Annotated in this window: 12 protein-coding genes; 4 read left to right on the forward strand and 8 right to left on the reverse strand. The window is 62.4% G+C overall.

What is annotated here, in order from left to right; translation table 11 throughout:
* Positions 1–86: 86 nt before the first annotated feature.
* Genes V4529_09590 through tilS form a run of 6 tightly spaced genes read right to left on the reverse strand, consistent with a single transcriptional unit; the run spans position 87 to position 6,548 of the window.
* Entirely contained in the window at positions 87–1,670 is a 1,584-nt protein-coding gene (locus V4529_09590; protein MES2358581.1) for a DUF2723 domain-containing protein, read from the reverse strand.
* Positions 1,667–2,266, reverse strand: a complete 600-nt coding sequence (locus V4529_09595; GenBank protein ID MES2358582.1) for a DNA integrity scanning protein DisA nucleotide-binding domain protein — start codon at positions 2,264–2,266, stop codon at positions 1,667–1,669. The genes V4529_09590 and V4529_09595 overlap by 4 nt, the downstream gene beginning before the upstream one ends.
* Positions 2,263–3,078 (reverse strand): dihydropteroate synthase, encoded by an 816-nt coding sequence (gene folP, locus V4529_09600; GenBank protein MES2358583.1) that lies wholly within the window; start codon positions 3,076–3,078, stop codon positions 2,263–2,265. Before folP ends, V4529_09595 begins: the two co-directional genes overlap by 4 nt.
* Positions 3,071–5,068, reverse strand: a complete 1,998-nt coding sequence (gene ftsH, locus V4529_09605; protein ID MES2358584.1) for an ATP-dependent zinc metalloprotease FtsH — start codon at positions 5,066–5,068, stop codon at positions 3,071–3,073. The genes folP and ftsH overlap by 8 nt, the downstream gene beginning before the upstream one ends.
* Positions 5,069–5,614 (reverse strand): hypoxanthine phosphoribosyltransferase, encoded by a 546-nt coding sequence (gene hpt, locus V4529_09610; GenBank protein ID MES2358585.1) that lies wholly within the window; start codon positions 5,612–5,614, stop codon positions 5,069–5,071.
* Entirely contained in the window at positions 5,607–6,548 is a 942-nt protein-coding gene (tilS, locus tag V4529_09615) for a tRNA lysidine(34) synthetase TilS (GenBank protein ID MES2358586.1), read from the reverse strand. The genes hpt and tilS overlap by 8 nt, the downstream gene beginning before the upstream one ends.
* Positions 6,549–6,681: 133 nt before the next feature.
* On the opposite strand from tilS, the gene V4529_09620 reads away from it, so the two are divergent.
* From V4529_09620 to V4529_09635, 4 genes are all read left to right on the forward strand, one after another.
* The gene (locus V4529_09620) at positions 6,682–6,825 is read left to right on the forward strand and encodes a hypothetical protein (GenBank protein ID MES2358587.1); all 144 of its coding nucleotides are present in this window, start codon (positions 6,682–6,684) and stop codon (positions 6,823–6,825) included.
* Positions 6,826–6,897: 72 nt separating this feature from the next.
* The gene (locus V4529_09625; protein MES2358588.1) at positions 6,898–8,346 is read left to right on the forward strand and encodes a TolC family protein; all 1,449 of its coding nucleotides are present in this window, start codon (positions 6,898–6,900) and stop codon (positions 8,344–8,346) included.
* On the forward strand, positions 8,327–9,484 hold the full coding sequence (locus V4529_09630) for an efflux RND transporter periplasmic adaptor subunit (GenBank protein ID MES2358589.1): 1,158 nt from the start codon (positions 8,327–8,329) through the stop codon (positions 9,482–9,484). Before V4529_09625 ends, V4529_09630 begins: the two co-directional genes overlap by 20 nt.
* Positions 9,485–9,486: 2 nt before the next feature.
* The gene (locus V4529_09635; GenBank protein ID MES2358590.1) at positions 9,487–12,684 is read left to right on the forward strand and encodes an efflux RND transporter permease subunit; all 3,198 of its coding nucleotides are present in this window, start codon (positions 9,487–9,489) and stop codon (positions 12,682–12,684) included.
* Here V4529_09635 and V4529_09640 read toward each other — a convergent pair.
* Positions 12,593–14,464 (reverse strand): transglycosylase SLT domain-containing protein, encoded by a 1,872-nt coding sequence (locus V4529_09640; protein ID MES2358591.1) that lies wholly within the window; start codon positions 14,462–14,464, stop codon positions 12,593–12,595. The two genes, V4529_09635 and V4529_09640, sit on opposite strands and share 92 nt — an antisense overlap.
* On the reverse strand, positions 14,461–15,951 hold the full coding sequence (zwf, locus tag V4529_09645) for a glucose-6-phosphate dehydrogenase (GenBank protein ID MES2358592.1): 1,491 nt from the start codon (positions 15,949–15,951) through the stop codon (positions 14,461–14,463). The genes V4529_09640 and zwf overlap by 4 nt, the downstream gene beginning before the upstream one ends.
* Between the last annotated feature and the right edge of the window lie 9 nt (positions 15,952–15,960).

The following is a 15,960-nucleotide window of genomic DNA, read 5'->3' on the forward strand; positions in this document are numbered from 1 at the left end:
TGCATCTAAAGTGAAAGGCGCGGATATATCCGCGCCGTACATGCGCGTGCCATTCGGGTGCGCCGAATAGTTGGGGTCATCGCCGTTCATCGCTGGATGAACGGCGATTTGACTACCTCCCTGCCCTGGTGCGCGGCGTTCTGCTCGAGGTTTGCAAGCGTTTTGGCGCGGCCTCGCCATGCGCTCACAAAATTGGAATCCAGCAGGTGATGCCTGCGTTGCAGCTCGGCACGATACCACTCGGGGGGTAACAACGGTATCGTCACTATGGTGACATCGCGTCGCATGTGCAGTACTTCCTGCAAATACCAAAGCGGGTATGTGTCGTTGTCGCCGTTGGCCAGGAACACCGCGTTTACGGGTACTGCGGCGAGCATGGCGATGGAGCTCTGCTCGGCGCGCTGCTGTTCATCGTGGCGGATCGCATGCACTGGTGACCAGTTGAGCGCGACGGGGAGCGCGGCGATGGCGACGGCTGCGATGAGCGCGAGCCGTACCCGAGCGGCATTCAGGTGGCGGCGTTGTGCAAGGCTGCGAGCAAGCTGCACCACTCCGAATCCTGACCACGCCCCCCAGCACACGAACGCCCACGTGAAGAAGTAATCACGATCGCGCGCCTCGTGCGGCACCCCTTCCGGTATGATACCGGCACCGTACGACGCACCCGCGCGCAAATTGAGATAGAGCACGACGCCGATGCTGGTCGTGATCAGAAGCACCATCCACGTCCGCCAGCTTTCGCGATCGATCGACCTGTGGCGTATCGATCCGTAGATGCCGAGCAGCGCATACAGCACCGTCGCCGAGGTGCGGGCGAACGTCGGACCGGGATCCGGGCCCAGCCCGAGTGCGACCTGCCAGTCGGCGTATTCCAGGACGTTGCCAAACTGCAGCCAGAGTGGTGCGCGACGGGGCCAGAGCGGCGCGACGTCGTACTGATGCCGTTGAACCACATCGATCAACGCTCCGATCGTTGCTGGATCACCCTGATTGATCGCGGGGTCATGCTGCGCGCGAATCAGCATGAACAGCACGGCCGAGCCGCCAATGATGGATAGCACCAGGCCGAGAATCAGATATCGCGTGCCCGGCTTCTCGCGCGCCGGGAAGAAAGCGTACAGCGCGGCTGGTACCACCAGCAATGACGTCAGATGCAGCGACCATCCCAACCCGCACGCGTAGAGCGTGAGCAGTACCCACCGCGCGCCGAGCGTCAGGGCGTACTGTCGCGCGCACCACAATATCGCGAATGCGGCGAACAGTGCGCACGCATATACCTCGGTCTCGGTCGCGTTGAGCCAGACAGTCGACATGAGACCTGCAGTGAGCGCTCCCGCGAACGCGGCGAGACCGTCACCGGAGGCGCGCCAGAATATGTTTGCAACGAGCCCGAACGCTGCCGCTGTCGTCAACGCGGAGAAGGCGTTCACCGCGATGGTGAATCCGAGCACCGGTGACGCGATCATGCTCCAAACGCGCGCCATCAGCACGAAGAGTGGAGTGCCGGGAGGGTGCGGGATTCCAAGCGAATGGATCGCGGCCAGAAATTCACCCGCGTCCCAGTACGTCATGCCCCGTGCGAGGGACAGGCAATAAACGACGAACAGCAATGCTGCCGCGGCTACGTCGGGTCTGACTGCGCGCCGGCTCGCGCCGCGGGCGCCTGTCACGCGCGCATTTCGCCCGCTGTCACGTGATCGTTGGTGAGACGTGGCATCTGCCCGCCGAGTATCTCGCGCAACTCGAGCGTGGTGAGCGAGTGGTACATCGTTCCCTTGTAGGCGACCGATATTGACGCGTTCTCCTCGCTCACGACCACGACCAGTGAATCGGTCTCCTCGCTCAGTCCGAGCGCTGCACGGTGACGCGTGCCCATCATCCGATCTGGCAGTGGGGACTGCGAGAGTGGCAGTATGCATCCGGCGCCGACAATTACGTTACCACGAATTATCACCGCGCCGTCGTGAAGCGGCGTGTACGGCGTAAAGATGGTGACGATCAGGTCGGACGACGCATTGGCCTGCAACTCCGTCCCGGTATCCGCATACTCGGTCAGCGGCGTGTCCTGTTCCAGCACGATGATGGCGCCGTGCGAGGACCGGCTCAGGCGATCCACGGCATCGACGACTTCCTCGGCGATCTCGATTCGCGGAACGCGGCGCAGGAAGCGCGCGGTGCGTGGATAACGCATCCGGTAGAAGATCGAGCGCAGCTCGGGCTGGAACAGGATGAGCGCCGCGATCACCGCCAGTTCGATCCACGTCACGCACGCGCCCCGAGGATCGCGGCGGCCGCGTCGAGCGCGTGGCGATTGTCCCGCACATTATGCACGCGGAACCAGGTCGCGCCGAGGGTGAGCGCGACCACGTTCGCTCCGATGGTCCCTGCATCCCGCTCAGCTGGCTTCGTCACGCCTGTCAACTCTCCAATGAACCGTTTGCGCGATGCGCCAACCATCACCTGGAAGTCAAGCTCGACCAATCGTTCAAGATGCGCAAGTGCCTGCACGGAATGCTCAGTGCGCTTGGAGAATCCGACACCCGGATCGAGTACGATCTGGTCCCGGGAAACCCCCGCAGCGAGCGCTGCTCTTGCCGCGGGCTCGAGCTCGCCGATGATCTCGCCCATCACATCGTCGTAGCCGGCGTTCTGGTAACTGGCCATGTTCCCCACATCACCGCGCGAGTGCATCAGCACGAGCGTGCATCCCGCGGATGCGCAAACGTCCGCCAGGCGAGGATCGAGTCGGAGCGCGGAAACGTCGTTGACCACTGTCGCTCCCGCGACAACGGCGGCGGCCGCGACTTCGAATTTTACCGTGTCCACGGCGACGCGCGTGGACGGCCAGCGTGTCACGATCTCCTCGATCACAGGGAGTACGCGTGCCAACTCATCGGCGGCCGCAACGGGCGTTGCGCCCGGCCGCGTCGACTCACCGCCGACCTCGATCACATCCGCCCCACCCTCGATCATTTGACCTGCGTGCTCGATCGCCTGATGGAATGGCAAAAAATTACCCCCGTCGCTGAAGCTGTCGGGGGTAATGTTGAGTATTCCGACTATCGTCGGCTTACGCAGGTGCTATCTCCGGCCCGCCGAAGAGAGGCGGACGAGCGGGCTTCGGATTCGGGAGCGCGGTTGCAACCGGCACCGGCGGAGCGGGCGGCAGCGACGACGGCGCGCGTGGCGGAAGCGTTTCGCCGCGTGCGAGCATCTGAACTTCGTCGCCCGACAACGTCTCACGCTCGAGCAACGCGGCCGCGACCGAGTGGAGAAGATCGATGTTCTCGGTCAGGACGTCGGTGGCCCGCTGATATGCTTCGCGAATCACCTTCGAGATTTCCGCGTCCACCGTCTGCGCCGTCTGGCTCGAGATGTGGCGTCTGCTCTGAATTTCACGCCCCAGGAACAGCTCCTGCTCGTCATCGCCCACGAGGATCGGACCGACGACGTCGGAAAGTCCCCACTGCGACACGTATCTCCGAGCGATGTTGGTCGCCTGCTGAATGTCGCTCGCTGCACCTGTCGTGACGTGCTCCTTCCCGAACACGAGCTCCTCGGCTGCGCGTCCGCCATATGCCTTGACGAGCGTCGCCTTCAACTGCTCACGCGTGATGGAGACGCGATCGTCTTCCGGCAGTGTGAATGCGAGGCCGAGAGCGCGTCCGCGCGGCACGATCGTGACCTTGTGAAGTGGATCGTTGCCCTTCACCTTGATCGCGCAGATTGCGTGGCCACCTTCGTGATACGCCGTAAGCTTTCGCTCGGCGTCCTTCATCACCATGGACTTGCGCTCGGCGCCGAGCATGACCTTGTCCTTGGCGTCTTCCAGGTCGATCATGTAGACCTTGTCATGATTGCGGCGTGCAGCGAGCAGTGCGCCTTCGTTCATGAGATTGGCGAGATCGGCACCGGACATTCCCGGAGTTCCACGCGCGAGCGTGAAGATGTCGACGTCGTCGGCAACCGGCTTGTTGCGCATGTGAACGCGCAGGATTCCCTCGCGGCCACGCAGATCCGGCGCATCGACGACGATCTGTCGATCGAAGCGACCTGGACGAAGGAGTGCCGGGTCGAGCACGTCGGGGCGGTTGGTGGCCGCAATGAGAATCACGCCCTCATTGGACTCGAAGCCGTCCATTTCGACCAGAAGCTGATTGAGCGTCTGCTCGCGCTCGTCGTGACCGCCGCCCAGTCCGGCGCCGCGATGGCGTCCGACGGCGTCGATCTCGTCGATGAAGATGATGCACGGCGCGTGAGCCTTGCCCTGCTCGAACAGGTCGCGCACGCGGCTCGCACCGACGCCGACGAACATCTCGACAAAGTCAGAGCCGGACATCGAGAAGAACGGACGTGCGGCCTCGCCAGCTACGGCGCGGGCGAGCAACGTCTTTCCTGTCCCGGGAGGTCCGACAAGCAGACAGCCCTTGGGCAGCCGGCCACCGAGTTTGGTGAATTTCGCCGGATCCTTGAGGAATTCGATGATTTCCTGAAGTTCGACCTTGGCCTCGTCCGCACCAGCGACGTCTGCGAAGGTGACCTTTGGCGAATCGGCAGTGAGCAGCTTGGCCTTGGATTTCCCGAACGAAAATGCACGATTCCCGCCCGACTGCATCTGTCGGAACAGGAATATCCAGAACCCGATGAGCAGGAGGTACGGCAAAAATGTGAAGATGAAGCCGAGCGGCGAGGTGCGCGCGTCTTCGGCGTCGATCTGGACGTTGTGATTGCGGAGGCGAGCGACTTCTTCGGCCGAATTGTCGACTGGCAGGCGCGTGTTGAACTTCTTCACCGCCTTGCTGGCGCCGGCTACCGCTACGGGTTCCTTGAACTCGCCGACGATTGCGCGGCCACCCTGAACGGTGACCTTGCTGATGTTGTCACGATCGAGCTCCTGCCCGTACTGGGTATAGGAGATGGTCGGCGCGGAATCGGCTCCGCCACCCGAGTAGCTGATGAAGACTACGGGGATGAGGAGCAGGAGCACCCAGAGAGCCAGAGTTTTGGAAAACTTGGCCCAGCTGAAGGGCTTTTTGGGGCCGTTGCCGGATGGACGAGGGAGCGGCATCTATTCTAAACTCGCGATGTAAGGCAGATGTCTGAAATCTTCTGCATGGTCGAGGCCGTATCCGACCAGGAACTCATGCGGGGCATCGAAACCGATAAAACGGGCGTCGTAGCGTAGCTGCGTAGCGATCCGCTTGTGCAACAGCGCGCAGATCGATAACGATTTGGGCTGGCGAACCGCCAGCAGGTCCATCAGGACACTCAAGGTCCGTCCGGAGTCGATGATATCCTCGACCAGAAGGATGTGCTTCCCTTCCAGAGTGGTCTCGGGGTCGTACAACAGCCGTACGTTGCCGCTCGAAACCATGGACTCACCGTAGCTTGCGGCGACGAGGAAATCCACCTGAAGCGGCCGAACGATCTGGCGGACCAGGTCGCTCAGAAATATGAAACTTCCCTTCAACAGACCGAGGACCAGCAGCTCACCATGGGGATATGCCGTGGTGATCTCCTCGCCCAACTCCTTGACTCGGGCAGCGATTGTCGGCTCGTCGAAAGCTATACGTGCGACCTTCCTGCCCAGCAGCCGGGGATCCGGATCAACCATTCGATGCAATCTGGCGGAAGGTGATCGTCCTGCGGTCCATGAGGACCGTGACGCCGCCGGAAAGCTGAATCTGCTGGCCCGTTTCACCCTCTATAGTAAACGCCGCAAGCCTCTCGGTTCCGCGTCGGTCGAGAACGATGCCAGCCCTCGCACAGAGAGCAGGCCACAGGAAACCGAGTGAAGCCGCGGGAAATCCTCGTAATTCACGTCTTTCGAACGAGTGACTTTCGGGGGAATCGCTCATCACATGAAAAGTAAGTGCAACCGCCTCCATTCGCGCCCGCCAGGCGGCAGCTTTTTCTGCGACCTCCAGAAGCGACCTCGAGAAACCGGGTGTCGCGCGCTCCATCGCGGGCAGGAGATCCAGGCGAACGCGGTTCCGGAGGTGCCGCCGGTCGGTGTTGGACGGGTCGGTCACATACGGGGTCCGGTCCCCCTCGGCGTACTGCTCGATCTCGGCCCTGGTAGTCTCGATGAGTGGCCGTGCGACGGGCGAGTCAGCGAGGAGGCCGGCCAGGCCGCGGGGTCCCGCGCCGCGGAGTACCCGGATGAATACTGTCTCGATCTGATCGTCCAGAGTATGCGCGGTGACGACCGTGGCATCCAGCCTCGCCGCCACATCACTCAGGAAATTCCACCGTGCAGCCCGCCATTCCGATTCCGAGCTTGCCGTCCTCTCCGCCCGGCCGGATACGCATCCGACACCGAGATGAAGCGACTGTTCGGCGACGAGCGCGACCGCCTCCCGAGCCGCCGGCCCGGTGCCGTGATCGAACGTCGCCACAGTGAGGCCATCATGGTCGAGCGTCTCCGCCGCAGCGTCGAGCAGGATCATGGAATCCATTCCGCCCGAGACGGCCAGCAGCCAGTTCCCCGGACCCAGCGCCGCCACTCGCTGGCGGATCCGCAACACGGTGTCGTGAATGGTGCCCATGGTGTTAAGTTACCGGCTCGCCCTCTCGCGGCGAACATATTCACCTTCACACGGTCGTCAATCGATGCTACAGGGACATTTGGGGGTTGAAGCTAACGGGCCTCTCGGACTCCTCTGGGTTTCTCTTGGCCTCATGGGCTTCTATATCGGACTGATATGGCTCAACAGTCTGTTGGGGACCTTCTTAACGCCGCTCTTTCTCATTCCGGCGACGTGGCTCATGGATCACCTGAAGCGCCGCAAGGCGAAGCGTCAGGGGCACGAAGTAGCGGAATAGCTACGCAAATGCGATGGCGAGGTAGCTCGCACATCGCAAAACGTTTCATGGGCCCGGCGCGTACTTTGGACAATGCGTAATCGGGCTCTTTTTTTTATCATTATTTTATCGGCGCCGCCGCTGTCTGCACAGCAAGCGCGCCAGCAGACTGACACCCTTTCGTTATCGCTTCGCGAAGCGGTAACGCGCGCGGATCGGATCGGTGAGGAAGTGAGCGTCGCGCGCGCCAATCTCTCCATGACTCAGGCGCAGGCGACGATTGCTCGCGCGCCTGGTTTGCCGCAGCTCCGCGTAAACGGTTCGGAAAATCGTACCGTGCAGAGTGCACGCGGTCAGGCAGTCGGTCAGGTATTCAATCAACCGTACAGCTACGCGGCCACGCTCAATGCATCCCAGATTCTGTTTCAGGGCGGCCGCGTCGTGAATGCGATCCGCGCGTCGCGCGCAGCGACCGGCGCGTCAGCGCAGGAGCTCGAGGAAACGCGATCGCTGATCGGGCTGCAAACACAGACGGCGTACGTGAACGCGTTGTTCACGCATCGCATGGTGCAGATCCAGCAACAGAGCTACGAGCTGGCGTCGGCGCAATTGAAGCAGGCCGAGCAGTTCGAGAAGGCTGGCAGGATGTCGCGCTACGATGTGTTGCGAGCGCGGGTTGCACTCGCCAACATCGAGCCGCTGGTGTTGCAGGCGCGAGAGAACGCGCAGGTGGCGGCGCTCGAGCTCAAGCGACTAGCGAACGTTCCCGCCTCCCGTCCGCTGGCGCTCACGACGTCGATCGACTCTGTCGTCATCCGCGACGTACTCGCCACGGTGGATACGAGTATCGGTCCCGAAAATCGACCCGCGCTAGCATCGGCCAGCCTCAACGCGCGTGCCCGCGAGCTGGGCGTGTCCGTCGCGCGTGCCGCGCTGTTCCCGACTGTCACGTTCAACTTCAACAACGGCTACGGTGCGTATCCCGTGAACGGCGACATCTTTCCACCCGGACGGGGAATCTTCAAGACCGTGTCATGCGCAGCGGGCAGTGCGCCCGGCAAGGTGTGCACCGCGCAGAACGGCGGATGGTTCAGCGACCAGTCGTTCGGATTCACCGTATCGTTCCCACTATTCGACGGCCTGCTCAGCAAGGGAAACATCGACCTCGCAGGCGCACAGGCGCGAGTCGCGAAGGCGCAACTCGCACAGACGCGCGAACAGGTTTCCAACGACGTCGAAACCGCCAAGGCCGACCTGTCGCGCGCCCGCGGGCAGTACACGGCGCAGCAGCAGAACGTCGCCGAGGCCGAAGAGGCGTACAAACTCGCGAGCCTGCGCTATTCGCGCGGGATGGCGACGCAGCTCGAAGTATCCGACGCACAACTTGCACTGACGACCGCGCAGACCAATCAGGCGCGCTCGCTCTACGACGTATACATAGCGGCGGTCGCCCTTGCGCAGACGCAGGGCCGTCCGCTTCCACTTCCTTCCACTGACAATGCAACCTCTGCAGCATCGAGCGATGGCCTTGCGGCTCGCTAGGATCGCGCTCTCACTCGGCCTGACTGCGGCCACCATCGTCGTTGCGGGATGCGGCAACGATACGGCCGACGCGAAGGCCGTGGCTTCACCGGCGAGCGCGTCCAAAGGTGGGCCCAAGATCCGGAGCATCGCCGTCGCACCGTCGGATATCGCAACGGCGCACGTGGGTTCGCTATCGGATGGTGTTCCGATAACCGGATTGCTTCGTCCGCTCCAGAGCGTCGACATGCACGCGCGCATCGAGGGTGATCTAACCGGCGTTTACGTGCGCGAAGGACAGCACGTTCAACAGGGCCAACTGCTCGCACAGTTCGAGGCCGTCGCGCAGCAAAGCGCCGCGGCGAGTGCCCGCGCCGGTCAATCCGCGGCGAAGGCTGATCTGTCGCAGGCCGAATGGAATTTCAAGCAGAGCGGAGATCTGTTCCACGCTGGTGCGATCTCGGAAGCAGACTATCGCGTATCGCAGCAGGCGGTTGACGCCGCGCGCGCCCGACTCGCGGCGACCGACGCCGCTCTCGAGGAAGCGAACATTGCGGCGCGCGACACGAAAGTAGTCGCACCAATCAGTGGTGTGATAGACAAGAAGCTGGTCGACGTCGGAGAACACATAGCCAGGGGCGCGTCGATCTTCACGCTCGTTCGGAACCAGACGCTCGAGCTCGCCGCAACAGTGCCCGAGCGACGTGCTTCGTCGATCAAGCCAGGCCAGAAGGTTGCGTTCGCCGCGCAGGGACTTTCCTTCACCGGAAAGGTCGCGCGAGTGAGTCCCACCATCGATCCCACCACGCGCTCGATCACAGTGTACGTGGATGTCGACAATCCCGATGGAGCGTTGAAGGGCAACAGTCTCGCCACCGGTGACGTGATTGCAAGCATCGTCAACGGCGTGTTGGTGGTGCCGACGAGCGCGCTGCACCAGACCGCGGACAGCGGCAAGACTTACGTGTATCGCGTCAACACGGGTACTGTCGAACAGGTATTCGTGAATCTGGGCATCGTGAACGATCAGGCAGCGCTGGCTCAGATCACGTCCGGACTCGAGGCAGGCGATCAGGTCGTCGTCGGCAATGTCGGCACGCTCGCACCGGGCACACAGATCCAGATCATTGGCGGTGATCGCGGCGCGCGGAGAAAATAGCGGTGTTCATCTCCGACGTATCGATCAAGCATCCCGTATTCGCCACCATGATGATGGTGGCGCTCGTCGTGCTCGGCGTCGTCTCATACCAACGCCTCGCGATCGACGAATATCCCGACATTACCTACCCCACGGTCATCGTTCAGACGACGTACGCGGGATCATCTCCTGAAGTCATGGAGCGCGACGTTTCGCGACCGATCGAAGAGGCGCTCAACACGGTCCAAGGGATCTACGAGCTCACGTCGACGTCCATCGACGGAACGTCGCTCGTGCGCGTGCAGTTGAATCTCGGCGTCGACGTGCTCGCGGCGCAACAGGATGTGCAGGCGAAGATCGCGCGCATCCGCCGCTCGCTTCCCCCCAACATCGACGAGCCGGTAGTCCGCCACTTCGATCCGAACGACTCGCCCATCATGTCGATCGCGGTGCAGAGCTCGACGCGGCCGATTCGAGAACTCACGGACATCGCAACGGAATCGATCACGCAGCGCCTCGAAGCGGTTCCCGGTGTCGCCGCGGTAAATCTTTCTGGTGGCGAGCAGCGGACGATCCGCATCCAGCTCGATCCCAACGCGATGCGCTCGTACGGGTTGACTCCGCCCGACGTGATGGCCGCGCTCCAGCGCGAAAATCAGGAAGTACCAGCCGGCCGGATCGACAAGGGCTCGGTCGAGACGCTGGTCCGCATTCGCGGGCGCATCATCGACCCCAAGGCATTCGGCGGAATCGTCGTCGCCGTGCGCGGAGGATCGCCAGTGCATCTGCGCGACCTCGGCACGGTAATCGACGGGTCGGCGGACAAGCGCACAGCTGCGATGCTCAACCGCGCGCCGACGGTCGCGCTGGACATTCAGAAGATTGCAGGCTCCAACACCGTGGAAGTCGCGGATTCGGTGCACGCCGCGATCACGGATCTCGAGAACGTGGTGCCCGGCGACGTGCGGCTCACCGTGATCCGGGATGACTCGCAACGCATCCGCGAGTCGCTATCCGACGTTCAGCTGAACATCATACTCGGCGCCGTTCTCACGATCGCGATCGTGTATCTGTTCCTCAACTCATGGCGCTCGACGATCATAACCGGACTCACGCTCCCGGTGAGCGTGATCTCCGCGTTCTTCGTGATGTGGCTCTTCAACTTCACGGTGAACACGATGACGCTCCTCGCGTTGTCGCTCGCGATCGGGTTGCTCATAGATGATGCGATAGTCGTGCGGGAAAACATCGTGCGACACGTCCAGATGGGCAAGGACCACGTGAAGGCGTCCATGGAAGGGACGGACGAGATCGGCATGGCTGTGATCTCGACCACGCTCGCCGTCATGGCGGTGTTCGTTCCCGTCGCCTTCATGGGCGGAATCATAGGAAAGATCTTCTTTCAGTTCGGAGTCACCGTCGCATTCGCGGTGCTCGTTTCGCTGTTCGTGTCGTTCACACTCGATCCGATGCTGTCGAGTGTCTGGCCGGACCCGGAGCTCGAGCACGAGCTGGGGCATGCGGGTGAAGTGGATTACAGGAAGGTCCGTAATCCCATCCGCCGCGTCGCGCTCCGATTCAACGCATGGTTCGAGAAGGCGGCGGACCACTACCCTGCGTGGCTCGAGTGGGCGCTCAAGCATCGCGCCGCCGTGATATTCGGTGCGCTCGGCTCGGTTGCCGTTGCCGTGCTCATCACCGGAAAGCTTGGTTTCACGTGGATGCCCGATACGAACTCGGACGAATTCAGCGTCAGCGTGCGCACCGCGCCAGGCTCGACCATCGGCTACACGACGGACAAGTCCGAGCAGGTTGCCGCGTTCCTCAGGAAGCAGCCGGAAACCGAGTTCACCTACACCACGATCGGTTCTGGATTCCGCGGCACGCCCAACTCCGGATCGATCTACGTCCGCCTCAGGCCAGCCGCTCATCGCTCCGCGTCGGTGCAGGACATTCAGAATCGGCTTCGCGGCGAGCTGAAGAACATTCCCGGAATCACACCGACCATCCAGAATGCGTCGTCGATATTCGGCGGACGCGGTCAGCCGATATCGGTGAACGTGCAGGGACCCGAGGAGTCGCGTCTCAAGATCGCCGCAAATCAGGTGCTCGAAGCGATCAAGGATGTGCCCGGCATCGCCGAGGCTAACTCCAGCGATGACGGCAACATTCCGCAGCTGGACGTCGATGTGGATCGAGAGCGCGCGTGGGCGTCGGGTGTCGGGATAGCGTCCGTTGCATCCACACTTCAGCCACTGTTCACTGGACAGCGCGCGACGCAATGGGAGGACGCCAACGGTTATTCGCATGACGTCATCGTCGTCTATCCCGATTCACTGCGCCAGTCGGTGAGCAACGTCGCCAACATACCGGTGCCGAGCAGCAATATCGACCCGACGACGGGCCGGCCGGTGATCATTCCACTGTCGCAGGTTGCCGACATCACACTCGGCACCGGGCCTCAGCAGATCAGTCGCCGGAATCTGGAGCGGCAGATCGGCATTTCGGCCGGTGTGCTGCCTGGCTACAACGTCGGCGACGTCGCCGCAAAGGTGCAGGCCGCCATCGATTCGCTCGGTCTTCCGCCCGGCTATCACACCGTATTCGGCGGCGACGTGAAGAACCTGAACGAGACCAAGGGATACGTCGGCAGTGCGCTGCTGCTGGCCGTGGTGTTCATCTATCTCATCATTGCGTCGCTCTTCGGATCATTCCTGCAACCGCTGTCGATTCTGATGTCGCTGCCACTCAGCTTCATCGGCGTCGCACTGGCGTTGCTCGTGACAAAGGGGAACCTCAACATCATGAGCATGATCGGGATCATCATGCTCATGGGTCTCGTCGTCAAGAACGGAATCCTTCTCGTCGATTTCACGATCCTGAATCGCGGCGAGGGTGCAAACCGGCACGACGCGCTCCTCAACGCCGGCCGCACGCGATTGCGTCCGATCATCATGACGTCGATGGCGATGATCTTTGGAATGTTGCCACTCGCACTCGCCATCGGGCCCGGAGCCGATCAGCGCGCTCCGCTGGCGCGTGCCGTGATCGGCGGCCTCATTACGTCGACGCTGCTGACGCTATTCGTTGTCCCCGTCGTTTACACGCTGATCGAGGATGCGACGGAATTCACCACGCATAAAGCATCCGATAGAATTCGCGGTTTCGCAAGACGTTTTTCACGTAGTCGCGAGTCTCGGAAAACGGTATCCGCTCCGTGAAGACCTCGGGGTCGTCGGCGCCGCGCTTGGTGGACCATCGTGCAACACGCGAGCCGCCCGCATTGTAGGCGGCCAGCGATCTCTCAACGTTCGGCTGGGCCTTGAGCAGCGGTGCGAGATGCCGGATACCGATCTCGATGTTGATTCCGGGATCGTAAAGCAGGGCTGGATCCCACGACGTGATGCCGGCTGATGGGGCGATCGACTTCCCCACCGCCGGCATCACCTGCATCAGGCCCCGTGCACCGGCTGGTGACCTCGCGCCGGGATTGAAGTTCGACTCCTGCCGGATCAGACCTGCCACGAGTGCGGGGTCCAGCCCCGCTCTACGCGACTCCGCGACGATCGTGTCCCGTGCGGCCACCGGATAGATCAAGCGCCAGATGTCTGGTGTCGATCCTACTCTCGAGAGTGCGTCGCGGCCTAGCGCTATCGCGCGGGCAGCCTGATCGGTTCCGGAGAATGCTGCGGCAGTCGCCAGCAGCCGCGTGCTGTCTGTCTTCGCGTCGCGGTAGAGCCTGTCATTTTCCATCTGCACTTCGGACGACATTCCGAATCTGCGCAACAACGAGACGCGCAGCACCGCACTGTCGACCGATGCCACGCGCGGGAAGCCAGCCGCGGTCTGCGACGAGTGCATGCTCTGCACTCCGAGTCGCGCCGCGGCCAGCGTTGCGTAGTATGAAGTCGAGTCGCGTTTGATCACCGCGCGCCACGCGTCACGCGCCGCCGTGCTGTCGCCCGCCGTCTCGCGAGCGCGGCCGAGCCAGTATCCGGCTGCAAGCGCGTCACCGGATGGGGATCTGGCGAGCGTTGTAAACTCCTTGACCGCCGATGACGTCTGTCCGAGTATCAGCGCGACCATGGCCGCGTTGAACTCCGCTGGCGCGGCAAAGCGGGTCGATGGAAATCGTTTTATCAGTCCGAGCAGAGTTCGGCGGCTGGCTGCATCGTCGCCATCATCGGTTTGAAGATCGGCTGTGAGTGCGAGCGCCGCAGCCGCGCTCGTATCCGATGCGTCGGACAGGGATCGAAGCGCGGAACGCGCGCCGGCGGCGTCGCCAGCGGCGAGTAGAGAACGCGCGCGTTGATACCGCGCTGCGTTAGCGAGCGACGCAGGTGACTTTACCGTTGCATAGACCTCGGCCGCACGCGTGTCGGCATTGGTTCTTGAAAGCGCCGTACCGAACGAAAACCTGTCCACCTGGCTGAGTGACGCATCGTCGCTCGCTTCGAAGCCCGTTCGTGCACGGGCCCAGAGACCAGCGCGGGTCGCGGCGCGCGCAATCGTCAGTTGCTCGTCGGGCCTGGCATCGGTAAACAACTTGTCGAACAACGATGTGGCCTCGCGGACCGCGTCGCCCCTCGATGTCGAGATGAAGGCGACGAGTGCGGTGCGGACGGAATCCTTCGCTGCAGCTCCTGTTGCGGCACGAATGCGAAAGACCGTGACCGGAGCCGGCAATGCACTGTATGCCTTGAGGGCGCTGAGCGTGTCGCCGAAGTGCTCGAGTGCAGCGGCTTCGACCCAGGGGATTCGCTCTCGCGCCAGCGGGAGCCGTACACGTGCGTAGAGCTCCTTCCTTGCGGCCGAATCTGCCGTGGAAGCGGCGGCGCGCAGATACAGCCAGCTCGCTATCTCCGGCTGTGCCTCTGCGCGTGCAAGCCATACTGTCGCGACCGTATCCGCGGCGGTGACTCCCTGTCCGTGCGCTACGTCGCTGTCCGTATGCTCACACGCGACCGCCAGCAGCAGCGCGGCGATGGAGGCAAGCCTCATCGCCAAACGTGGCCGTCCCGCGCGACCAGTTCGTCTGCTTCCTTGGGACCCCAGGTGCCTGCCTCGTAGGTCGGAATCTGCCGATCGGCACGCCGTTGCCAGTAATCGAGCAAAGGATCGATGACCGACCACTGCATATCGACTTCATCGCTGCGTGTGAACAATGTCTGATCGCCGACGAGACAATCCAGGAGCAACGTTTCGTATGCCGGCGGAATGTCCTCGCCGAACGCTTCGGCGTACGAAAAGTCCATGTCGACGCGGCTTATCTCGAGACCCGGCTCCAGCTCGTACGCCGCCCCGGGCGTTTTCACTTCGAAGCGCAGCGCGATGCCGTCGTTGGGTTGAATGCGAATCACCAGTACGTTCGGGCGAACCCCGCCAGTATCTCCGCCGAACATGAGATCGGGTGGGGTACGGAACTGGAACGCGATCTCCGTGCAGCGCTTGGCGAGCCGCTTCCCCGACCGCAGATAGAACGGCACTCCCTGCCAGCGCCAGTTATCGATGAATACGCGCAGCGCTGCATAAGTCGGTGTGACGGATCGAGGATCGACGCTCGGTTCCTGCCGGTACCCAATCACGTTCTTCCCGTCGATCGAGCCGGCAGTGTACTGCGCTCGCACAGCCGCGGGATTGCCCTCGGCGAGCAGAGGACGAATCGAGCGTAGCACTTTCACCTTCTCGTCGCGGACCGCGTCACCGGCGGCGGCGATCGGCGGCTCCATCGCGGCCAGCGTCAACAGCTGGAGAAGATGGTTCTGGAACATGTCGCGAACGACACCAGCCTCCTCGTAGTACTTGCCACGCCCTTCCATTCCGACGGTCTCGGCGGCCGTGACCTGAATCTGCGAGATGTACTGACGATTCCAGAGTGGCTCAAAGAGCGCATTGGCAAAGCGAAAGACGAGGATGTTCTGTACGCTTTCCTTGCCCAGGTAGTGGTCGATGCGATACACCTGATGCTCGCCGAAACGCGCCAGCACGAGCTCGTTGAGCTCCCGCGCAGTCGAGAGACTGTGCCCGAACGGTTTCTCGATCACGACACGCGTCCATGGACGATCATCGGCGGACGTCGAGTGCGGCATCAACCCGCTATCGGCAAGATGTGTCAGTGCGGAACGAAAGACACTCGGCGGCACCGCAAGATAGAAGAGCACGTTGTTGTTCTTCAGCTGGAGCGCCTCGTGGACGTCTGCGAGCTCCTTCTTGATCGCCTCGTAGGTCGCTGCGTCGTCGATGTCACCCTTCGCGACGAAAGCGCGTGACTCGAGCCAGTCGAACACCGCTTCATCGAATCCGTGAATCTCATCGGAGCCGGAGACGGCGTCGCGCATCTCCTTCCGAAATGCGTCGTCTGTGGTGTCATCCCGGACGAGACCGACCAGCGCGAAATCGTCCGACAGCAACTTCTGGTGCGCCAGCTCGTAGATGGCAGGAAACAACTTGCGTTTGGCGAGATCGCCGCCGGCGCCGAAGATGACCATGGTACACGG

The sequence above is a fragment of the Gemmatimonadota bacterium genome (assembly GCA_040388625.1).
Taxonomy (GTDB): domain Bacteria; phylum Gemmatimonadota; class Gemmatimonadetes; order Gemmatimonadales; family Gemmatimonadaceae; genus Fen-1247.

Coding starts and splice junctions, on each gene's coding strand:
- ftsH (MES2358584.1), bottom strand. CDS start 5,068: ATGCCGCTCCCTCGTCCATCCGGCAACGGCCCCAAAAAGCCCTTCAGC.
- hpt (MES2358585.1), bottom strand. CDS start 5,614: ATGGTTGATCCGGATCCCCGGCTGCTGGGCAGGAAGGTCGCACGTATA.
- tilS (MES2358586.1), bottom strand. CDS start 6,548: ATGGGCACCATTCACGACACCGTGTTGCGGATCCGCCAGCGAGTGGCG.
- V4529_09620 (MES2358587.1), top strand. CDS start 6,682: ATGGGCTTCTATATCGGACTGATATGGCTCAACAGTCTGTTGGGGACC.
- V4529_09625 (MES2358588.1), top strand. CDS start 6,898: ATGCGTAATCGGGCTCTTTTTTTTATCATTATTTTATCGGCGCCGCCG.
- V4529_09630 (MES2358589.1), top strand. CDS start 8,327: ATGGCCTTGCGGCTCGCTAGGATCGCGCTCTCACTCGGCCTGACTGCG.
- V4529_09640 (MES2358591.1), bottom strand. CDS start 14,464: ATGAGGCTTGCCTCCATCGCCGCGCTGCTGCTGGCGGTCGCGTGTGAG.
- zwf (MES2358592.1), bottom strand. CDS start 15,951: ATGGTCATCTTCGGCGCCGGCGGCGATCTCGCCAAACGCAAGTTGTTT.